Raw genomic sequence first — 18,578 nt, 5'->3', positions numbered from 1 at the left:
GCTCCCACCTGGGAATGCATTCCCCTGTGGGAGCCGGGCTTGCCCGCGATAGCGATTCCACCGTCACCACCGTCTCATCAGGCAGTTTTCTTAACCCGCAACGCTTTGGCCTTGGCCTCCACCCCCAAATACATCACCAGTGCAATCAACAACGGGCAGATAAAATAAATCGCCCTGTACGCGATCAGCCCGGCCAGCAAACTCCCCCGCGACGCCTCATGCTGCAACAGCGCAATGAACACCGCCTCCAACACCCCCAAGCCGGCGGGAATATGGGTGACCACCCCGGCAATTGCGCTGATCAACAGCACCCCCAGCACCAGTGGGTAATCCAGTTTGGCGGGCAACAAGGCAAATATCACCGCCGCCATCAACGACCAGTTCAACGCACCCAGGGCCAGTTGCAAACAGGCCATGCGCAGCGACGGCAAGTTGATCTCGATACCGCGAATCGACCACGCGCGCTTTTTCGAAAAGCGGCACGCCGCCAGGTAGCCCAGGCTCGCGAGCACCAATAACCCCCCGACCCCTTGCAAGGCGCCGCTGCTGAGCTTCCAGCCCGGCGGCAGGGTCACCAACCCGCTGCTGAATACCACTCCGGCCAACGCCATATAGCCAAACCAATTGGTGGCCAGGCTCAGGCCTAGGATCTTGGCGATATTGCTGGTGCTCACGCCCAGGCGCGAATACAGCCGATACCGCATGGCGATGCCACCGACCCAGGCGCTGAGGTTGAGGTTGAACGCGTAGCTGATGAAACCCACCGGCAATATCTGCTTCCAACGCAACGGCTGGCGAATGTAGGTGCGGCCGATCAAGTCGAAGCAGGCATAGACGATAAAACTGCACAGCGTCAGCGCGCCGGCGATGAACAATGTGCGCAGCTTGAACTCGCTCAGGGTCTGGAACACTTCGCTCCAGTCGATGCGCCGGGCCAGCAGGGTAAACAACACGATCAGCAGCACGAAGAACGCGATCGTCAGCGGTTTCTTCCAGCGCTTGAACCCAGAGGCTTGCGCTTGGGGGCGGGCTTCAGACGTCATGGGGCGTGGCCTCAAAAGGTTTCAAGCGCGGTTTGTGGGCCGGTAACCAACTGGCCAGTACCGGGAAATGGCGCATCACATGAAACACCAGGAAACCCACGGTCAAGCGCCAGAGCCACAGGCGCGGCTTGCGCTTTTCCGGCATGGTCTGGCAATGATTTCGGGCGAGGGCTTCCAGGCGTTCGTAGAGCTGCTGATTGAAAGCCCGGTCGCGAATCAGCACATTTGCCTCCAGGTTCAATGCCAGGCTCAGTGGGTCCAGGTTGCTCGAACCGACGGTGCTCCATTCGTCATCCACCAGCGCCACCTTGCCGTGCAGCGGGCGTTGGCAGTATTCGTGAATCACCACGCCATCCTTGAGCAAGTAGTCATAGAGCATGCGCGCAGCGAGTTTCGCCAACAGCACGTCCGGCTGGCCTTGCATGATCAACTGCACGTGCACGCCACGGCGCGCCGCGTTGCGGATCTCGCGAAGCAGGCGATAGCCGGGGAAGAAATACGCGTTGGCGATCACCACGCGCCGCCGAGCCTGGCTCAAGGCGTGGATATACGCGTCTTCGATATCGTCACGATGCTGAATGTTATCGCGATAAATCAGGCGCACCAGGCCGTCGCCTGGCTCGCTCGTCCAGGGCGAAGGCCGTTGCAGGCGCCGTCGCCAACCGCGACGGCTGCGCACCTGGCGGCCACTTTGGGCGAGGGCGAAATGGTGCAGGTCGGCCACAGCCGGGCCGATCACCTGTACTGAGTAATCCTGCTTGGCTTCGGGGCCGAAATCCGCCAAGTGGTCGGCAGAAAAATTGATCCCGCCGATAAACGCCACGCGGGCATCCACCACGACAATCTTGCGGTGCAGGCGGCGAAACCAGTTAGTGCGTATGCCCAGGGTCTTGGGCGCCGGGTCGAACATCTGCACCATCACCCCGGCTTCGGCCAATTCCCGCAGGAACCCCGGGCTGAGCTCGCCGCAACCAAAACCGTCGAGGCTGACCACCACCTTTACCCCACGCTTGGCCGCCTCGATGAGGATGCTGTGCAGCTCAAAGCCGACCTTGTCTTCAAAGAGGATGAAGGTCTCCAGCAGGATCTCGCGCTCTGCCGCCCGCAAAGCCTCGAACACAGCGGGAAAGTACGCCTCGCCGTTCTCCAGCAACGCCACCTGGTTGCCGCTCTGCCAGCCGTAATCCAGATCCCGCGCTTTGCTGTCATCTGGCGGTTGGTCTGTGGCGATATGGTCTACCGCGACGTTCATAGCTCCACCTCCACCGACAGCGGCACATGGTCTGAGAGATGGGACCAAGGCCGAGTGGTGAGCACGCGCGGGTTGTGCACCGTCAAATTGCGCACATAAATGCGGTCCAGCGGCAGTAGTGGCAGGCGTGCCGGGAAGGTGCGCGCCGGTTTGCCGAGTGTGTGCATGAACACTTCCTGCAAACCGCTTTGGCTCAGTTCGGCTTTTTGCCGCCAGTCGTTGAAATCGCCAGCGACCACCAACGGCGCATCGGCGGGAATCTCGCTGATACGTTGTTCCAGCAAGCGCAATTGTTGTTGGCGATGCACCTCGCGCAAGCCCAGGTGGATGCAGATCGCGTGCACCTGCTGACCGCTGCCCGGCAGGCGCAGCACGCAGTGCAGTAGGCCACGGTTTTCATGGCCGCTTTGTGAAATGTCGAGGTTGTCGTAGCGGATGATCTGGAATTTCGACAGCAGTGCATTGCCATGGTCGCCATGGGGGTACACCGCATTGCGCCCATAGGCAAACTGCGGCCAGATGCTGTCGGCCAGGAACTCATACTGCGGCATTTTTGGCCAGTCGCTGTAGCGCTGGGGATGGCGTTCGTGAGTGCCATGGATCTCCTGCAAGAACACCATGTCGGCGCCCACGCTGCGCACCGCTTCACGCAGTTCGGGCAAGATGAAGCGGCGATTCAGTGCGGTGAAACCCTTGTGGATATTGACCGTCAGCACCGTGAAACGGGTGATGGCGGTGGTCGGCGGGGTGGGGATCAGCTCTGGATGCGTCATGGCAATACTCCTGGTTCCGGTAGTCGGCCAGGCTCGGTGAGCAGGTGTTGGTCCAGCCCGAAGCGTTGCAGCAATTGGCGTGCATCGAAGGGGGCGCGAACTTTGATGTCGTTGTCGAAAAAACAGAACACATCGCGCTGTTTACGCCTGCGGGGTGTGTGGTGCGGGTCGACCAGGTGTGCATCGGCAGGCTGCTTGCCCTGGGCCCAGCGTTCGATGCGGTCACCCCAGCGCTGGAGCGCTTCGGCGCTATAACCACTGGCGTATAACTGCTTGTCGCCGTGCAAGCGCAGGTACATGAAGTTGGCGGTCACGTCTTCCATGTACGGCCACTTGCCGGCGGTGTCCGCGACCACCAGCGCCACACCGTGCTTATCCAGCAATTGGATGAACTCCGGCACGGCAAAACTCTTGTTGCGAATCTCCACGGCATGGCGCAAAGGCTTCTTGGCATAGGCCTTCATGCTCGCCTTGCCGTTCAGGCGTGGCTCATGCTGGCGGGCGAGGGCCGCCGCCTGCTGGGTATCGGTGGGTAATTGGGCCAGGAAGGTTTCGAACAGCGTGGCGTCAAATTTGAAGCTGGGCGGAAACTGCCAGAGGATGGGGCCGAGTTTTTCTTTGAGTTCCAGCACCCCGGAAGCGAAGAAGTTCGCCATCGGCTTGTGCACGTCCCGCAGGCGCAGGATATGCGTGATGAAACGGGGCGCCTTGACACTGAACAGGAAACCTTCGGGCGTATCGGCATACCACTCGGCATAGCGCTTGGGGGTTTGCAGCGCGTAGAACGAACCGTTGATTTCGATGCTGTTGACGGCGCGTGACGCAAACTGCAACTCGCGTTTCTGGGTCAGCCCTTCGGGGTAAAAGTCCCCGCGCCAGGGCGTGTAGCGCCAGCCGGAAATGCCGATGTGAATCGCCGCCATGTTTACTCCCGTGGATGGTGGGTGAGGTGACCTCCGTTATGGGATGACTGCGCTATTTGGCTGAAAGTTTCCACATTCCTACAGGCGGTAATAGGGGTGAAATGCGGGAGGGGCATTGCAAATGCAGGGAACGATAAGGGCCCAAGCTCGTCAGTTCCTTACAGACCCTGCTGAAGGAGCTTGCTGTTTTGCTGAATCCAAAGACTGCATTACTGCTCGTCGCGCTGCTGCTCTGCGGCAATGGCGCCCTGCAAGCCGCGGCAACGGCGCCCGCTGCCGAAACGCCGGCCAAGCCGGAACTGCTGGTAGAAGGCGGGCTGCTCGGGGCCATTAGCTCCAGCATCGACGACGTGCAGAACAAGCTCGACCTCGACCAGAACCTCATCGACGCCTGGCGCCTGCGTGCTGATCGCGCCGCGGACGAAGTAGGGCGCCTGGTAGACCAGACAGCCGCACGCTCGCCTTGGAGCGTGGCGGGCGATTTCCTGCTGTTGTCTGGGGTGTGGGTCGGTGCCTTTGCGGTCTTGACGATACTTGGGCGCCTGGTTGTGCAACGCTCGAGCCGCCGCCCATTCCTCGCGCGGCGCCAACGGCTGCAAGGCTTGCTGGGCTATGTAGTGCCCTACACGATTCCAGCGCTGATCTGCCTGCCGCTGACCCTTTATGTCAGTCAGTTTTTACCCACGTCTGTCGGCCGAGCTCTGGCACTGTGTTTTGCCTACGCCACCAGTAGTGGCATCTTTTCCACCTCGCTGTTGCTGTGCGTCATTGTCATGTTCAACGTCGGCCACAAGCGGCCTGCCGTGCGGATCATTCGTGACTATTGCCCCAAGCCTCTATTCCTGATCGGCTTTCTCGCGGCCCTCAGTGATGCACTGACCAGCCCGCAAATCGCTCGTCAGTTGGGCGGCAATATCACCAGCAGCATCGCCGTGTTTACCGGCCTGTTTGCCGCGGTCATCTTTGGCGTGCTGGTGGTACGCCTGCGTCGGCCGGTGGCCCATTTGATCCGCAATCGGCCATTGGCCCAGCGCCTCAAACATCCGGCATTGCAACAGTCGCTGCGGGTGTTTTCCGGGCTCTGGTACTGGCCGATTCTGTTGATGGTGCTGGTGTCGGCGGTCAACCTGATTGGTGCCGGTGACGACAACCAAGAGGCCCTGCGCTGCGCGTTGCTCACCACCTTGTTACTGATCGGCACGGTGTTTCTCAGCACCGTGCTGCAACACCTGTTCAAGTCCCGCAGCCAGGTATCGATCCAGCGCAGCAGTGCCTACAAGGAACGCTTCCTGAGTTTGCTGCACGCAATTTTGCGTATCGTCATGGCCATCGCGTTTATCGAGATACTCGGGCGTATCTGGGGCGTTTCGCTGTTCGAGTTCGCCCAGCGCAACTCGGTGGGGCGGGCCATCAGTGACTCCCTCAGCAGTATCGGCCTGATCCTGTTGGTGACCTGGCTGTTCTGGGTGGTGCTCGACACCGCGATCCAGGAAGCCCTCAAACCACCCGTGAATAAGCGCTCCAGTCGCCAGCCCAGTACCCGGGTCAAAACCATCCTGCCGCTGCTGCGCAATGCAGTGAAGATCATCCTGGTGGTGATCTGCGCGATCACCACCATGGCCAACCTGGGCATCAATGTCGCGCCGTTGCTGGCGGGCGCCGGGGTGGTGGGACTGGCGATCGGTTTCGGTTCCCAGCAACTGGTGCAGGACGTGATTACTGGCCTGTTCATCATTATCGAAGACACCCTGTCCATCGGCGATTGGGTGGTGCTCGACTCTGGTCACGCCGGCACCGTGGAGGGCCTGACCATCCGCACCCTGCGCCTGCGTGACGGCAAAGGGTTTGTGCATTCGGTGCCGTTCGGGCAGATCAAGGCGGTCACCAACCAGTCGCGTCAATTCGCCTACGCGTTCTTCTCGGTGCAGTTCACCTACGACACCGACGTAGACAAGGCCGTGGAGCTGATCCGCGAGGCCGGCCAGTCGATCCGCGACGATGTGTTCCTCAAGTACAACCTGCAAGGGCCGTTGGAGGTGTTCGGGGTGGACAAAATGGACCTCAATGGCGTGGTGCTCACCGCGCAGTTCCGCACGGTTTCGGGTGGCCAATACGCAGTCAGCCGGGCGTTTAATCAACGGTTGAAAAAGCTTGTGGATAACTGTGATGAGGTGCATTTTGCGCAAACTTATCCACAGCAGGTGTTGTTGCCTAAGCGTGTGGCGCAGGAGCATGAGCAGGAGGCGGTGGTGTTGACGGAGCAGCACAGGTCTCAATCATGAGGCCCTCAAGGTCAGCGCCTGATCAACTTCTCCTGCACCGCCTGCTGATCCACCTCCAACAAAACCTGCTGCTTGCCCCCTACCATCACCGCCGCCGGCACCCCATCACGGTACACAACCCGGTTACCGCTTACCGCTGGCACCTTGGCTCCCGGCAACAGCGTGCCGACAAGATTCAACGGATCCGCCCCACACACCGCAATTAAACTCCCATCATGGGGCCGTCGCCGCACCTCGCGCAGCAACGGTATCGCCTCCGGCAATGCAAACTGCTCTCCCGCCAACCCACTGACAAACCGCCCGCCACGGATCTCGCCTCGCGCCTCCAACCGATGGAAAGTGCGCAGCAACTCGCGCCAATTCGGTAACCAATCCGCCTCACGCTCCAGCAGCCGCCAGAACACCACGCCATAGCGGCGCAGCAGGGTCATCGCCACATGCTCCAGGGTCTCGGCCGTATGCGCGCCGGCGACGGTCGCCGAGCGGCGAACCAAGGCCCAACGCCCGGCGTCGTCCATACCGCCGACAAACGCCCCGCGCCCACGTCGACTGCTGCGCGCCTGGCGTTTGCTGGCGGGGGTGGTCAAGGCGCGCAGGCCGGCGAAGCTGTCAGCATTCACCAAGCCGGCGCCTACCAATTCCTGCAAGGCTGTCTCCAGCTCGCTGCGCAGCAAATGGGCCTCGTGTACCAGTTCATCGAAAAACAGCGCGCCATGTTCGCGCAGGGCCAGGTGGACCTTCTGCGTCTTGGGCGACAAGGTGGTGCTGTCGGCAGGCTCGGTCAGCCCGCTCCACAACGCTACCTGGCTACGGGGGAGCAAAACCACCGGGGTGCTGCGCAACGCCATGGCGCCGGCCTTGTTGCTCAGGCGCGTCCAGACCAGCTTGCCGCTGCGGCACAGGTCATCGAGCCAGGTCGATGAGTAATCCTTGATGCGGGCGCTGAGCAGGTCTGTGTCCCAGGCTGACGTGGCGGCGGCATAGCCTTCGAACTGGCCGACGATTTGCGGCAACACGGCACTGCCCTGGCCGCGTGTGCTGTCGGACAGGTGCTGCCAATCGAACAGAAAGCGCATGAAATCCTGCAATGCCACCGGCTCGATTTCCCGGCGCAGGCGCTTGACCGTGTAGCGATGAATGCGCGCCAGCAAATGACGTTCGCACCATTGTTCTTCACCCACGCCGGGGCTGAAGTGACCGCGCAGCACGTAGCCTTCTTGTTCCAGGCGTGCCAGGGCCTGGGTAAGCGCCACCACCGGTAATGCCAGGGGCGCTGCGATCTCGACCAGGGTCAGTGGGCCGAAACCACTGAGGCGCGCACGCAGCACTTCCACCAGCGCGTCATCAAAGGACCAGGGCTCATCGAACCCCGGCAGCAACGGCAGATCGTTGGGATACAGCGCCTGCAAAAAATTCAAGCGCTCTACGGCGCCCCACATTCCATTGGGCAACTGATAGGCCCGCCCGGCCTTGCGCAAGGCCTGCAACCATTGGGCCCATTGCGGCGTAACTTCGCCCGCTGCGATGCACGCCAGGCTCATCAACGCTTCATGCATTTCATCCAGGCCATTGGGCGCCGGCCAGGCTTCTTCGCGTACACCGGCGATGGCGTCGGCATCCAGGGCGCCCAAGTCGTCGGTGCTCTGCGGGTCGCTCCAGCGTCGGTTGAGCACGGCCTGGGTGCGGCGCTCTTCCAGGGGGGCGTCGTCGAGGAAGGTATAGGGTTTAGCGCTGAGGATTTCTGCGGCCATGGGCGAGGGCGCGGGCAGGTCGCGGCTGATCAACCGCACGTCGCCGCGTTCCATACGCCGCAGCAGCGTCAGCCAGGCGTCGCTGTCCATGGCCTCGTGCAGGCAGTCGTCGAGGGTTTGCTCCACCAGCGGGTGGTTGGGGATTTCGCGTTCGCCGGAGAGGTTTTCCAGGCAGGCGATCTGGTCGGGAAATACGCTGGCGATCAGGTCTTCGCTCTTCATGCGCTGGATCTGCGGCGCCACCTTGCGCCCGCCGGTATAACGCGGCAGCGCCAGGGCCACGCCGGCATTCCAGCGCCAGCGCACACCGAACAGTGGCGCATCCAGCACGGCCTGGATCAGGATGTGCTCGGCACTGTTGCTGTTGAGGTAACGCCACACCTCATCCAGCGCGAAGCTGTGACTGGTGGACAACGACAGCACGATGGCATTTTCACTGGCCGCCGCTTGCAACTCGAAATTGAAGGTACGGCAAAAGCGCTTGCGCAAGGCCAGGCCCCAGGCGCGGTTGATGCGGCTGCCAAACGGCGTGTGGATGATCAGTTGGGTGCCGCCGGACGCATCGAAAAACCGTTCCATGATCAATGTGTCCTGGGACGGCAAGGCGCTCAGGGCCTGGCGCGACCGGGCGAGGTAATCCAACAGTTGGTCGGCGCTGGCGACATTGAGCCCCAGGGTGCCGGTAAGCCAGTCGAGGGCCGGTTGCAGGTCGCCGGGCGTGGCGCCGAGCAAGATGTCCAATTGCCCTTGCAAGCGGGCCACGGCCACCGATAACTCGTTGCTGCGCCCGGGCGCTTCACCCAACCAGAACGGAATGGTCGGGGGTTGGCCCTGGGCGTCTTCGACCCGCACCTTGCCGGCTTCGACACGCAGGATGCGATAGGAGGTATTGCCGAGCTGGAAGATATCCCCGGCGATGCTTTCCACCGCAAAGTCTTCGTTGACGCTGCCGATATTCAGGCTTTGCGGCTCCAGCAACACGCTGTAGTCGGCGTTGTCGGGGATCGTGCCGCCGCTGGTTACCGCCGTGAGCCTGGCGCCACGGCGGCCGCGCAGGGTGTGGGCCACAGCGTCGCGGTGCAGGTAGGCGCTGCGCATGCCCTGGCGGCCGTTGTAGCCCTCGCTGAGCATCTGCAAAAGGGCCTGGTAGTGGCGTTCATCCAGTTCGGCGTAAGGCGCGGCGCGGTGGATAAGCGCCAGCAGCGCCTGTTCCGGCCATTCCTGGGCGCTGACCTCGGCGATGATCTGCTGGGCCAGTACATCGAGCGGTGCCACCGGAATATGCAAGGTATCCAGCTCGCCACGGCGCACGCAGTCGAGCAGCGCGGCGCACTCGATCAGGTCGTCGCGGGTGGTGGCAAACAGGCGCCCCTTGGGCGTGCCACCGACCTGGTGCCCGGAACGGCCGACCCGTTGCAGGAAGCCGTTGATGGAACCGGGTGAGCCGATCTGGCACACCAGGTCCACTTCGCCGATATCAATCCCCAGCTCCAGGGACGCCGTGGCGATCAACACTTGCAGTTCGCCGGCCTTGAGGCGCTGTTCGGCATCCAGGCGCATCTCCTTGGCCAGACTGCCGTGGTGAGCGGCCACGGCGGTCTTGCCCAGGCGCTCGCTCAAATGCCGGGCCAGGCGTTCGGCCAGGCGTCGGGTGTTGACGAATACCAGGGTGGTGCGGTGTTCACGGGCCAATTGCGCGAGGCGATCGTAGACCAACTCCCACACGTCGTTGGCCATCACCGCCGAGAGCGGCACCGGCGGCACTTCGATCGCCAGGTCACGGGGGCGGGCGTGGCCGATATCCACAATGGCGCAATCACGTTCGGTGCCAACTAAAAAGCGTGCGACGGCTTCGATGGGTTTTTGCGTGGCCGACAAGCCGATACGGGTCAATGGCTCGGCACACAGCCCTTGCAGGCGCTCCAGGCTCAAGGCCAAGTGGCTGCCGCGCTTGCCAGCGGCGATGGCGTGGATCTCATCGACGATCACCGTACGTGTGCTGGCGAGCATGTGCCGGCCGGAATCCGAGCCGAGCAGCACGTAGAGCGATTCAGGAGTGGTTACCAGGATATGCGGTGCGCGTTTGCGCATCTGGGCGCGGTCTTTTTGCGGGGTGTCGCCGGTGCGCACAGCGGTGCGGATTACCAGCGGCGGCAGCCCCCGCTTCTGTAGATGTTCGGTAATGCCGGCCAGCGGGTTTTGCAGGTTGATCTGGATATCGTTGGATAGCGCCTTGAGCGGCGACACATACACCACCAGGGTTTGGTCCGGCAGTTCGCCGCCGTTGGCCAGGCCTTGGTGCACCAGGTCGTCCAGCACTGCCAGGAAGGCCGTCAGTGTCTTGCCGGAGCCGGTGGGCGCGGCGATCAGCGTCGAGCGGCGCTGCCGGATCAACGGCCACGCCTGGGCCTGGGCGTTGGTCACCGAAGGAAAGGTACTACGAAACCAAGTGCTGACGGCGGGGTGAAAGCCGTGCAAACCCTTGTCCGTTGATTCGGGAAGGTTCATTCACCCTATATGCAACCGGCGGGGCCAAGTTGCAACCCCGCACTTTATCCGTGACGGTTGCGCTACAAACCCGCAAAATGCAACGATTCTGGCAACTACCTACGGCAAGGCGCACATGCCTGTCGATAATAACCATCGTTCCAAACAGACCGGGCCTGCTCAATCTATGCGAATGCGCCTTATGTTACTGGGCGGCGGGAATGCCCTCGGGCAGGCGCTGATTCGCCTCGGTGCGGAGGAAGACATCGGTTTCCTCGCCCCCAAACCGCCCCAAGACGGCTGGGATGCCGCAAGCCTCACCCAATTGCTGGACGACACCCGTCCCGATGCGTTGATCAACCTCGCCTACTATTTCGACTGGTTCCAGGCCGAAGCCGTAAGCGAAACCCGCCTGGCCGGCCAGGAATTCGCCATCGAGCGTCTGGCCGAACTGTGCCAGCACCACAGCATCACCCTGCTGCAACCCTCCAGCTATCGTGTGTTCGATGGCTCCCGCGCCACGGCCTACAGCGAGAAAGACGAGCCGGTGCCCCTGGGCCTGCGCGGCCAGGCGTTGTGGCGTATCGAACAAAGCGTGCGCGCTACGTGCCCGCAGCATGTGCTGCTGCGGTTTGGCTGGCTGCTCGATGACAGCGTCGACGGCACCCTCGGGCGTTTCCTGGCCCGGGCCGAGAAACCCGATGAGTTACTGATGGCGGACGACCGGCGCGGCAATCCGACGCCGGTGGACGATGCGGCGCGGGTGATCATCTCGGTGCTCAAGCAACTCGATTGCGCTGCGCCGCTGTGGGGCACCTACCACTACGCCGGCCACGAGGCGACTACCCCGTTGGCGCTGGGGCAGGCGATTCTGACTGAAGCGCGCAACTTCCATCCGCTGGCCATCGAGTCCCCCACCGCCCAGGCTCACGCAGCGCGGCCGGATGCGGCGGATGAACCGCAGCATGCGGTGTTGGCCTGCAAGAAAATCCTGCATACCTTTGGCATCAAACCACGGGCATGGCGGGCAGGTTTGCCGGCGCTACTGGATCGCTTCTACCGCCATAGCTGACACCCTCAAAACCAAAATGTGGGAGGGGACTTATGTGGGAGCTGGCTTGCCTGCGATAGCATCACCTGGGTATCCCTGATACTCCGTGGTGTCTGCATCGCGGGCAAGCCCGGCTCCCACATAAGCCCCCTCCCACATGGGTTATGCGGTGTGGCTTAAACCGAACTCAGAACTTGTAGCCGATACCCACCATGTAAACCATCGGGTCTACATCCACATTGACCTTGGCCCGAGTGCCCTGGCCCAACGCGTTGTTATCCACAGTCGCCTTGGTGCTGATGTCGATATAGCGCGCCTGGGCGTTGATCATCCACTTGTCGTTGATCATGTAGTCGGCGCCGATCTGTGCAGCCCAGCCCCAGGAGTTCTCGGCCTTGAAGTTGCTGAAACCAGCCTGTTCGGCGCGGCTGCCCACGTGCTCGTCGTAGATCCAGGTGTAGTTGATACCGGCGCCCACATACGGTTGGAACGCGGATTTGTGGTCCAGCGGGTAGTACACGACGCTCAAGGTCGGCGGCAGGTGCTTCAGCGTGCCGAGCTTGCCATTGGCGGCGCCCAGGGCGGTGTTCTTGATCTTCACGTCATGCTCGAACGGCGTGGCCGCAAGCAATTCGATGCCGACGTGGTCGGTGATCATGTAGGCGAAGTTCAAGCCCAATTGGGTGTCGCTGCTCATGGTCGCCTTGCCGCCCAGGTTGGTACCGGCCAATGGGCCCTGGTCAACCTTGACGCTGCTGCTGTCGGCCTTCGGGTTCACGGTAATTGCACCGGCGCGAACCAGAATATCGCCCGCCTGGTGAGCGTGGGCGACGGGGGCGACGAGGGCGAGCGCGAAGAGGGACGCGCCGAGCAGAGACTTGTTCATGGGAGCTCCAAAGGACGTTTAAAAGTTGTACGTCCAATGGTAAAGATCGTTCCGTTCGGTCTTTTGACTCAGCTCAATGAAAGGGTGATCAGTCACTTTCGGCACTGATCAAAACCTGTGGGAGCTTCAGTGTGTTGCTGGTGGGGGTTATTCCTCCAGCTCGTACATATAAATCTTCTGGGCATCCATCTGGTAACCGGCATCGGCCAATTCGCTGGACGATGGCTTGACCTGCATCGCGCCTTCGATCCAGTACGGCTGATACAGCTCATCGAGCTTCACCCCCACCTCGCTTTTCACATGCACGATCTGGTTCGACGGCGGTGGCGGCACATGGATACAGGCGCCGAAATACGGCACCAGCAGAAACTCCGTGGTGCGGCCTTCTTCGCTGACTTCCAGGGGCACGATATACCCCGGCAAGCGAATGTGCTGGCCGTCCAGGCTCTGCACTACCGGCGCGTTGGGCAGGTCCTGCTTGGCTGCGGGCGCGGCCTCGACGGACAAGGCATCGGCCATGTTCGACAGGTCGTGCAGCGGCTTCATATTGGGCACTTCAGGTGGCGCATCCGGCGGGATCATCTCCTGCCAGGACAAATCCTTGGGCTGTTCATCCGCCCACACCGGAACGGCCGTCAGCAGCAACAGGGCAAACAGGGCACGACGCATCGGAGCCTTCCTCATAAACGGATGGACAGGCCATCGGCCAAAGATTGTCGATAGGCGCGCCACGCGGGCACGCTGCCCATCAACAGGGCGGCTGCCAGGATACCGGCGAGCAACGTCCATTCATATTCGCTCGGCCACGACATCGGCAGGTCCAGGCCGTAGTTGGCCTGCAAATAACCCCGTGATGCGGCTATGCACAGGTACAGCAACCCCAGGCCCGCCAACACGCCACACAAGGCCAGGGCAAAGGCTTCGAAGATAAGCAGCGTTGCGATGTGCCAAGGCCGCGCACCCACCGACCGCAGGATCGCCATCTCGCGGCGACGCTCGTTAAGGCTGGTGAGGATCGCCGTGAGCATGCCGATCAAACCGGTCAGTACTACGAACAGCGAGATCACGAACAAGGCTTTTTCGGCAGTGCCCATCATGCTCCAGAGTTCTTGCAGTGCGACGCCGGGCAGGATCGCCAGCATTGGCTCGCCACGGAATTCATTGATTTCCCGTTGCAAGGCAAAGGTGGAAATCTTGTTGTTCAGGCCGAGCATGAACGCGGTAATGGCCTGCGGCGTCAGGTCCATATTGCGCGCCTGGTCGGCACTGATGCGGCCTTTGCCCTGGGCCGGCACGCCGTTGTGCCAGTCGATATGGATCGCTTCCATGCCGCCGAGGCTGATATGCAACGTGCGGTCCACCGGCGTGCCGGTACGCTTGAGAATGCCCACCACCGTAAACGGCTTGTCGTCATGCTTGACCAGGCTGACCACCGCCACGCCGTGGGCCAGCACCAGCTTGTCACCGAGTTTGTAATGCAGGGCGTCGGCCACTTCGGCGCCGAGCACGACTTCGAATGGGTCGGTGGCGAAGGCGCGGCCGCTGGCCAGCGCGAGGTTTTGCTTACGCCCGTACTGGTAGTGCTCGAAATAGGATTCGTTGGTGCCCATCACCCGGTAGCCGCGATGGGAGTCGCCGAGGGAAATGGGAATCGCCCATTTCACTTGAGGGCTGGCGGCGAAGTGCTCGTAGCTGTCCCAACGGATGTTGTTGGTGGCGTTGCCAATGCGGAACACCGAATACAGCAGCAGGTTGACCGAGCCGGAACGGGCGCCGACGATCAGATCGGTGCCGCTGATGGTGCTGGCGAAACTGTTGCGCGCCTCGACGCGCACACGCTCCACCGCGAGCAGCAAGCAGACGGAAAGCGCGATGGCAAACGCGGTGAGGATCGCGGTGAAGCGGCGGTTAGCCAGGCTGGCCATGGCTAGACGGAACAGATACATCTCAAACCTCTGCGGGCATGGCGGCGCGATTGAGTTCGGCCAGCGACAGGTTGCGGTCGAACAGCGACGCCAGGCTCTGGTCATGGCTGACAAACAACAGGCTGGCGCCCGCTTCGCGGCATTCTGCGAACAGCAACTGCAGGAAGGCTTCGCGGGCGTCGTAGTCCAGGGCCGAGGTGGGTTCGTCGGCAATCACCAGTTCTGGCTGGCCGATCAGCGCTCGGGCAGCGGCCACCCTTTGTTGCTGGCCAATGGACAGCGAATCGGCGCGGCGTTCCAGCAGGCTCGGGTCCTTCAAACCCAAGTGCGCTAGCAAGGCCGCGGCGGCCTGGTCGACACTGCCGTGGCGCTGTTTGGCCCGTTGTGCGCGAAGCTTGGAAAAGTGGCAAGGCAGTTCGACGTTTTCGCGTACCGACAGAAACGGCAGCAAGTTGAACTGCTGGAAGATATAGCCGGTGTGGTCCACACGGAAACGGTCACGAGCGCCGGCCGAGAGTTCGGTCAACTCCTGGCCGAGCAGGCGGATGCTGCCTTGGCTGGGTTTCTGCACGCCTCCCAACAGCCCGAGCAAAGTGGTCTTGCCACTGCCGCTCGGGCCCTTGAGGAACAGGGTTTCCCCGGGTTCCAGGCGGAACGCGGGGATGTCCAGCAACCGCGGGTGCCCGGGCCAGTTGAAGCCCAGGTCGGACAGTTCGATTAACGCTTGAGTCATGGGAAGTCAGTGTCGCCTGGTAGTCGAAAATGGCGCCGATCCACTGTGGGAGCTGGCTTGCCTGCGATGGCATCGCTACGGTGTGCCTGCTGCACCGCATCGCCTGTATCCCAGGCAAGCCAGCTCCCACAGGGACTGTGCTTTCAAGTCAGAACTTCAGGGTGGCGGCGGTGGCCGTCGCGTCAACACCTTGCTGACCGCTCGGGCCGATCAGTTGTACCTGAATTTTCTGGGTGGCGGGGAAGGTCTTGAACACTTGGCTCAAGTCCAGGGTGCCCAGGGCCGTCGGCGTGGCGCAGGTGAACTGGTAATGGGCGTGGATTTCACTGTGGTCGTGATCATGCTTGTGGGCGGCGGCGCCTTTGCCGTCGGTGGCGTGGTCATCGTCGTCATGCTCGGCTTCTGGTTTGTCACCGAACAACGGGCTGTTGAGTTCCTGGCTGCTGACCACGCAACCTGCGGCCTTGGGCAGGTTGAACAGTGCCGATGGATTTTCCAGTTGCTTGCGCACGGCGGCGACCTTGGCTTTGTCGGCGGCGCTGGTCGCTACATGTTCGAAACCCACCAGGTTCATGGCCGGGCTGTCCAGTTCCAGCTCCAGGGCCTGGCCGTCCAGCACGGCATTCAGGCGCCCGACGCCATGTTCATGGGCGCCGAGGCTGCCGTGCTCGTGGTCATGGTCTTCATGGGCATGAGCGACAGCCAGTGGCAGCAGGGCAAACGGCAAAGCAAGCAGCAAACGGCGCATGAGAGGGCTCCAGGATGAAAGTTTTGTTATGTGATCTTATAACAATTGAGCCGGGAGTTTGACCGCCCGCTTGGTGTTGCGCAAGCTGCATGGGAGCATGCCCGTCAGAAAAATGCAGGAGTAAGGACGATGTTGCGAATTCGTGGAACCATCGGCGACCTGCCGGTGGACTTGACCCTGGAGCTGGACGACGGCGATTGGGCGCGATTGGGTGCCCAACTGCAGGCCACCCCAACGCCCAGCGCGCCCACTGCGGCTCCGGTCAAACAGAACGAGGATCTGTGGCAGAACGCCCAGGACTTGCTGCGCAAGGCCGGACAACTCAATGGTCTGGAATTGCTCGACCAACTCGAAGGCTTGGCTGGCGATGCCGGGGCGGGCAAGCGCCTGCTGGTGCGCCTGCGCCTGCGCCACAGCGCCAAGGTGAAGGTGAGCAGCGGCGGGGATACGCCGCTGTACAGTTGGATCGGTGATTAATACAACGCGGCAAACAACTTGCGGCGGTACACCGTGACCAGCGGGTGATCATTGCCCAGCAATTCGAACACTTGCAGCAAGGTCTTGTGGGGCAGGCCTTCGCTGTAGCTGCGATTGCGGATAAACAACTTGAGCAAACCTTCCAGCGCCGCGTCGTATTGCTGGCGCGCCAGTTGCTGGATCGCCAACTGATAGGCCGCTTCGTCATCCTGGGGGTTTTGCGCCAGGCGGCTTTTCAGCTCGGCAGCGTCCGGCAAATCCGCCGCCTGGCGCAGGAAGGTGATTTGCGCCTTGGCCCCGGCCAGGGCAGCCTTGTGGTCGTCGCTCTTGACCGCGTCGAGCACGGCCTGGGCTTCACCCAGCTCACCGCGCTCGGCCAGGCAGCGTGCATACAGGATCAGGGCGGCGGCGTTGGTATTGTCCTCGCCCAACAATTGCACCAGCAACGCTTCGGCCTCGCTGATGCGCCCTTCGCTGAACAGCGCCTGAGCCTGCTCCAACGGGTCCGCCGCAGCCGGCGGTGGCATTTGCACATGGGGCTCCAGCATCGCCCGCACGGCCGACTCCGGCTGTGCACCGGCAAAGCCGTCCACCGGTTGGCCATCCTTGAACAGCACCACCGTCGGCAGGCTTTGAATGCCAAAACGCGCCACGATGTCCTGTTCGGCTTCGCAGTCGATCTTGGCCAGCAGCAACTCACCCTGATAACTCTCGGCAATCTTCGCCAGCATTGGCATCAGTGCTTTGCAGGGTGCGCACCACTCGGCCCAGAAATCGACCAATACGGGCTTTTCGAAGGAGTTCTGGATAACGGCCTGATCGAAGTTGGCGGTGGTGACGTCGAAGATGTACGGCGTGGGCTCACTCATGGGGCGTCTCGAATAAAGCGGGAATGGGGGCAACTATAAGGGCTGGCGAGGTTGGCTGAAAGCATCCTGGATTCAAGACCGCTATCGCAGGCAAACCAGCTCTCACCTTTGAAATGCATTCCCCTGTGGGAGCGGGCTTGCCCGCGATGGCCTCAAGCGCGCCGCGAATGGTACAGGCTCACCTTGCGAAACTCCCAAGGCTCGGCCAGGTCCGGCAGGGTCAAGGCTTCAAGGATCTCCAGCCGCTGGTAATCCGGATGCTGGAAGTCCCGTACCCGCGAATCCGCCACCAGCGCTTCGCGGCCACGGGTGAGGAACTGATCCAGCAACGGCAGGTTGGCGCGGTCGTAGAGCACGTCGGCCACCAGGATCAGGTCGAAGCGGTCGGCTTCGGCAAAAAAATCTGTCGAATAACTTAGCGCCACCTGGTTGAGTTCGGCATTCGCACGGCAAGCGGCCAAGGCCAGTGGGTCCAGGTCGCAGGCCACCACCTCCAGGGCGCCAGCCTTGACGGCGGCGATCCCGGCTACGCCCGAACCTGCGCCGAAATCCAGCACGCGTTTGCCGACGACCCACTCAGGATGCGCTGCCAGGTAACGCGCCAACGCCAGGCCGCTGGCCCAGCAAAAACTCCAGTAGGGCGGCTCATGCAGGATGCGCCGGGTTTCTTCCTGGCTGAAGGCGCGGTCCATGTTGTCGGCGTCCAGCAGCCACAGCGACAATTCGGTGCCCGGCAGTGGGCAGGGCACTAATTGCGCGTCGCCGATCAGTTCGCTCAAGGCACGCTGCAGGTGCAGCGGTGGTGTCATGGTGCCTTGACGAGTTGCAAGGGGCCGGTGCTCTGGGTGATCGCCTGGGTGACGCGCACGGCAGGCAGATGCAGGATCAACTGGCCGGACTGGCTGGCGCGGCCGCGCAATTCCACGCGGGCACCGGCCGGGAAGGCTTCAGGGTTGAAGCGCAGGCGGAAGGCCAGGGGCTTGCCGTTGCCGCTCAGTACGCTGCTGGCGAGCAGTTGCTGCGGGCGCGAACGGTCGTCGATCACCAAGAGCGCCATCTCGACTTCGGCACCGGCGGGCACGTTGGTCAGGCTGCCGCTGATTTCGCGCTGATAGGCGGGCAGGGGGCCGAGGTCTTCAATGCCCGGGACTTTTTTCTCTTGCGCCGGTGTTGGTTGAGGCGCGGCCGGCTTGGGGGCTTCGCTGCTGCAGGCGACCAGAAAACTGAACAGGCTGAGTAGAACGAGTGGTCGTAACTGCATGTACGGCTCCAGAAAGGACAAAATCCGTGGCTTAAAAATATGAAACATATAAGCCTGCCTATATACCGTAAAGGCTATGGCTTGTCTTGCCACAGGGATGCGCTACCATGGCCCTCC

General features: G+C 62.1%; 16 protein-coding genes. 3 read left to right on the top strand and 13 right to left on the bottom strand.

What is annotated here, in order from left to right; translation table 11 throughout:
- Positions 1 to 77: 77 nt before the first annotated feature.
- Genes AC07S6_RS19750 through AC07S6_RS19735 form a run of 4 tightly spaced genes read right to left on the bottom strand, consistent with a single transcriptional unit; the run spans position 78 to position 3,991 of the window.
- Positions 78 to 1,043 carry a lysylphosphatidylglycerol synthase domain-containing protein gene (locus AC07S6_RS19750; protein ID WP_014720143.1) on the bottom strand — a complete coding sequence of 322 codons (966 nt, stop codon included), beginning with the start codon at positions 1,041 to 1,043 and terminating at the stop codon, positions 78 to 80.
- A complete protein-coding gene (clsB, locus tag AC07S6_RS19745) occupies positions 1,033 to 2,295 on the bottom strand; it encodes a cardiolipin synthase ClsB (RefSeq protein WP_495112850.1) in 1,263 nt (420 codons plus the stop codon). Before clsB ends, AC07S6_RS19750 begins: the two co-directional genes overlap by 11 nt.
- Complete coding sequence (locus AC07S6_RS19740) at positions 2,292 to 3,068, bottom strand: endonuclease/exonuclease/phosphatase family protein (RefSeq protein WP_495112849.1); 777 nt, start codon at positions 3,066 to 3,068, stop codon at positions 2,292 to 2,294. Before AC07S6_RS19740 ends, clsB begins: the two co-directional genes overlap by 4 nt.
- Positions 3,065 to 3,991 carry a DUF72 domain-containing protein gene (locus tag AC07S6_RS19735; protein ID WP_495112848.1) on the bottom strand — a complete coding sequence of 309 codons (927 nt, stop codon included), beginning with the start codon at positions 3,989 to 3,991 and terminating at the stop codon, positions 3,065 to 3,067. The genes AC07S6_RS19740 and AC07S6_RS19735 overlap by 4 nt, the downstream gene beginning before the upstream one ends.
- Positions 3,992 to 4,179: 188 nt before the next feature.
- Between AC07S6_RS19735 and AC07S6_RS19730 the strand changes: the two genes are divergently transcribed.
- Positions 4,180 to 6,273, top strand: a complete 2,094-nt coding sequence (locus AC07S6_RS19730; RefSeq protein ID WP_495112847.1) for a mechanosensitive ion channel family protein — start codon at positions 4,180 to 4,182, stop codon at positions 6,271 to 6,273.
- 11 nt (positions 6,274 to 6,284) lie between these two features.
- On the opposite strand, the gene AC07S6_RS19725 is transcribed toward AC07S6_RS19730, so the two are convergent.
- Positions 6,285 to 10,532: a DEAD/DEAH box helicase gene (locus AC07S6_RS19725; RefSeq protein WP_495112846.1), complete on the bottom strand. Its 4,248-nt coding sequence runs from the start codon at positions 10,530 to 10,532 to the stop codon at positions 6,285 to 6,287.
- Positions 10,533 to 10,698: 166 nt separating this feature from the next.
- Between AC07S6_RS19725 and AC07S6_RS19720 the strand changes: the two genes are divergently transcribed.
- The gene (locus tag AC07S6_RS19720) at positions 10,699 to 11,583 is read left to right on the top strand and encodes a sugar nucleotide-binding protein (protein WP_197880338.1); all 885 of its coding nucleotides are present in this window, start codon (positions 10,699 to 10,701) and stop codon (positions 11,581 to 11,583) included.
- A gap of 166 nt (positions 11,584 to 11,749) precedes the next feature.
- Here AC07S6_RS19720 and AC07S6_RS19715 read toward each other — a convergent pair whose 3' ends face one another.
- The 5 genes from AC07S6_RS19715 to AC07S6_RS19695 form a co-directional block, all read right to left on the bottom strand.
- On the bottom strand, positions 11,750 to 12,448 hold the full coding sequence (locus AC07S6_RS19715) for an OmpW/AlkL family protein (RefSeq protein WP_014720136.1): 699 nt from the start codon (positions 12,446 to 12,448) through the stop codon (positions 11,750 to 11,752).
- Positions 12,449 to 12,595: 147 nt separating this feature from the next.
- Entirely contained in the window at positions 12,596 to 13,117 is a 522-nt protein-coding gene (locus tag AC07S6_RS19710) for a DUF3299 domain-containing protein (RefSeq protein WP_020302441.1), read from the bottom strand.
- A gap of 11 nt (positions 13,118 to 13,128) precedes the next feature.
- Positions 13,129 to 14,394, bottom strand: coding sequence for an ABC transporter permease (locus tag AC07S6_RS19705; protein ID WP_495112845.1), 1,266 nt, complete (start codon positions 14,392 to 14,394; stop codon positions 13,129 to 13,131).
- Position 14,395: 1 nt separating this feature from the next.
- Positions 14,396 to 15,106, bottom strand: a complete 711-nt coding sequence (locus AC07S6_RS19700; RefSeq protein ID WP_034125931.1) for an ABC transporter ATP-binding protein — start codon at positions 15,104 to 15,106, stop codon at positions 14,396 to 14,398.
- Between the two features lie 148 nt (positions 15,107 to 15,254).
- Entirely contained in the window at positions 15,255 to 15,854 is a 600-nt protein-coding gene (locus tag AC07S6_RS19695) for a DUF2796 domain-containing protein (protein WP_490613916.1), read from the bottom strand.
- 129 nt (positions 15,855 to 15,983) lie between these two features.
- Here AC07S6_RS19695 and AC07S6_RS19690 point away from each other — a divergent pair, with 129 nt between their 5' ends.
- Positions 15,984 to 16,331, top strand: coding sequence for a hypothetical protein (locus AC07S6_RS19690; protein WP_495112844.1), 348 nt, complete (start codon positions 15,984 to 15,986; stop codon positions 16,329 to 16,331).
- On the opposite strand, the gene trxA is transcribed toward AC07S6_RS19690, so the two are convergent.
- The 3 genes from trxA to AC07S6_RS19675 all read right to left on the bottom strand — a co-directional run bounded on the left by trxA (position 16,328) and on the right by AC07S6_RS19675 (position 18,461).
- Complete coding sequence (gene trxA, locus AC07S6_RS19685) at positions 16,328 to 17,200, bottom strand: thioredoxin (protein WP_019818859.1); 873 nt, start codon at positions 17,198 to 17,200, stop codon at positions 16,328 to 16,330. The two genes, AC07S6_RS19690 and trxA, sit on opposite strands and share 4 nt — an antisense overlap.
- A 152-nt stretch (positions 17,201 to 17,352) precedes the next feature.
- On the bottom strand, positions 17,353 to 18,009 hold the full coding sequence (locus AC07S6_RS19680; RefSeq protein ID WP_495112843.1) for a class I SAM-dependent methyltransferase: 657 nt from the start codon (positions 18,007 to 18,009) through the stop codon (positions 17,353 to 17,355).
- Positions 18,006 to 18,461: a YbaY family lipoprotein gene (locus tag AC07S6_RS19675; RefSeq protein ID WP_003194586.1), complete on the bottom strand. Its 456-nt coding sequence runs from the start codon at positions 18,459 to 18,461 to the stop codon at positions 18,006 to 18,008. Before AC07S6_RS19675 ends, AC07S6_RS19680 begins: the two co-directional genes overlap by 4 nt.
- Positions 18,462 to 18,578 lie beyond the last annotated feature (117 nt).

The organism is Pseudomonas sp. GW821-FHT07B01 (genome assembly GCF_059419065.1).
The sequence above is the reverse complement of the archived record's forward strand: the minus strand, read 5'-3'. Positions and strand labels throughout refer to the sequence as shown.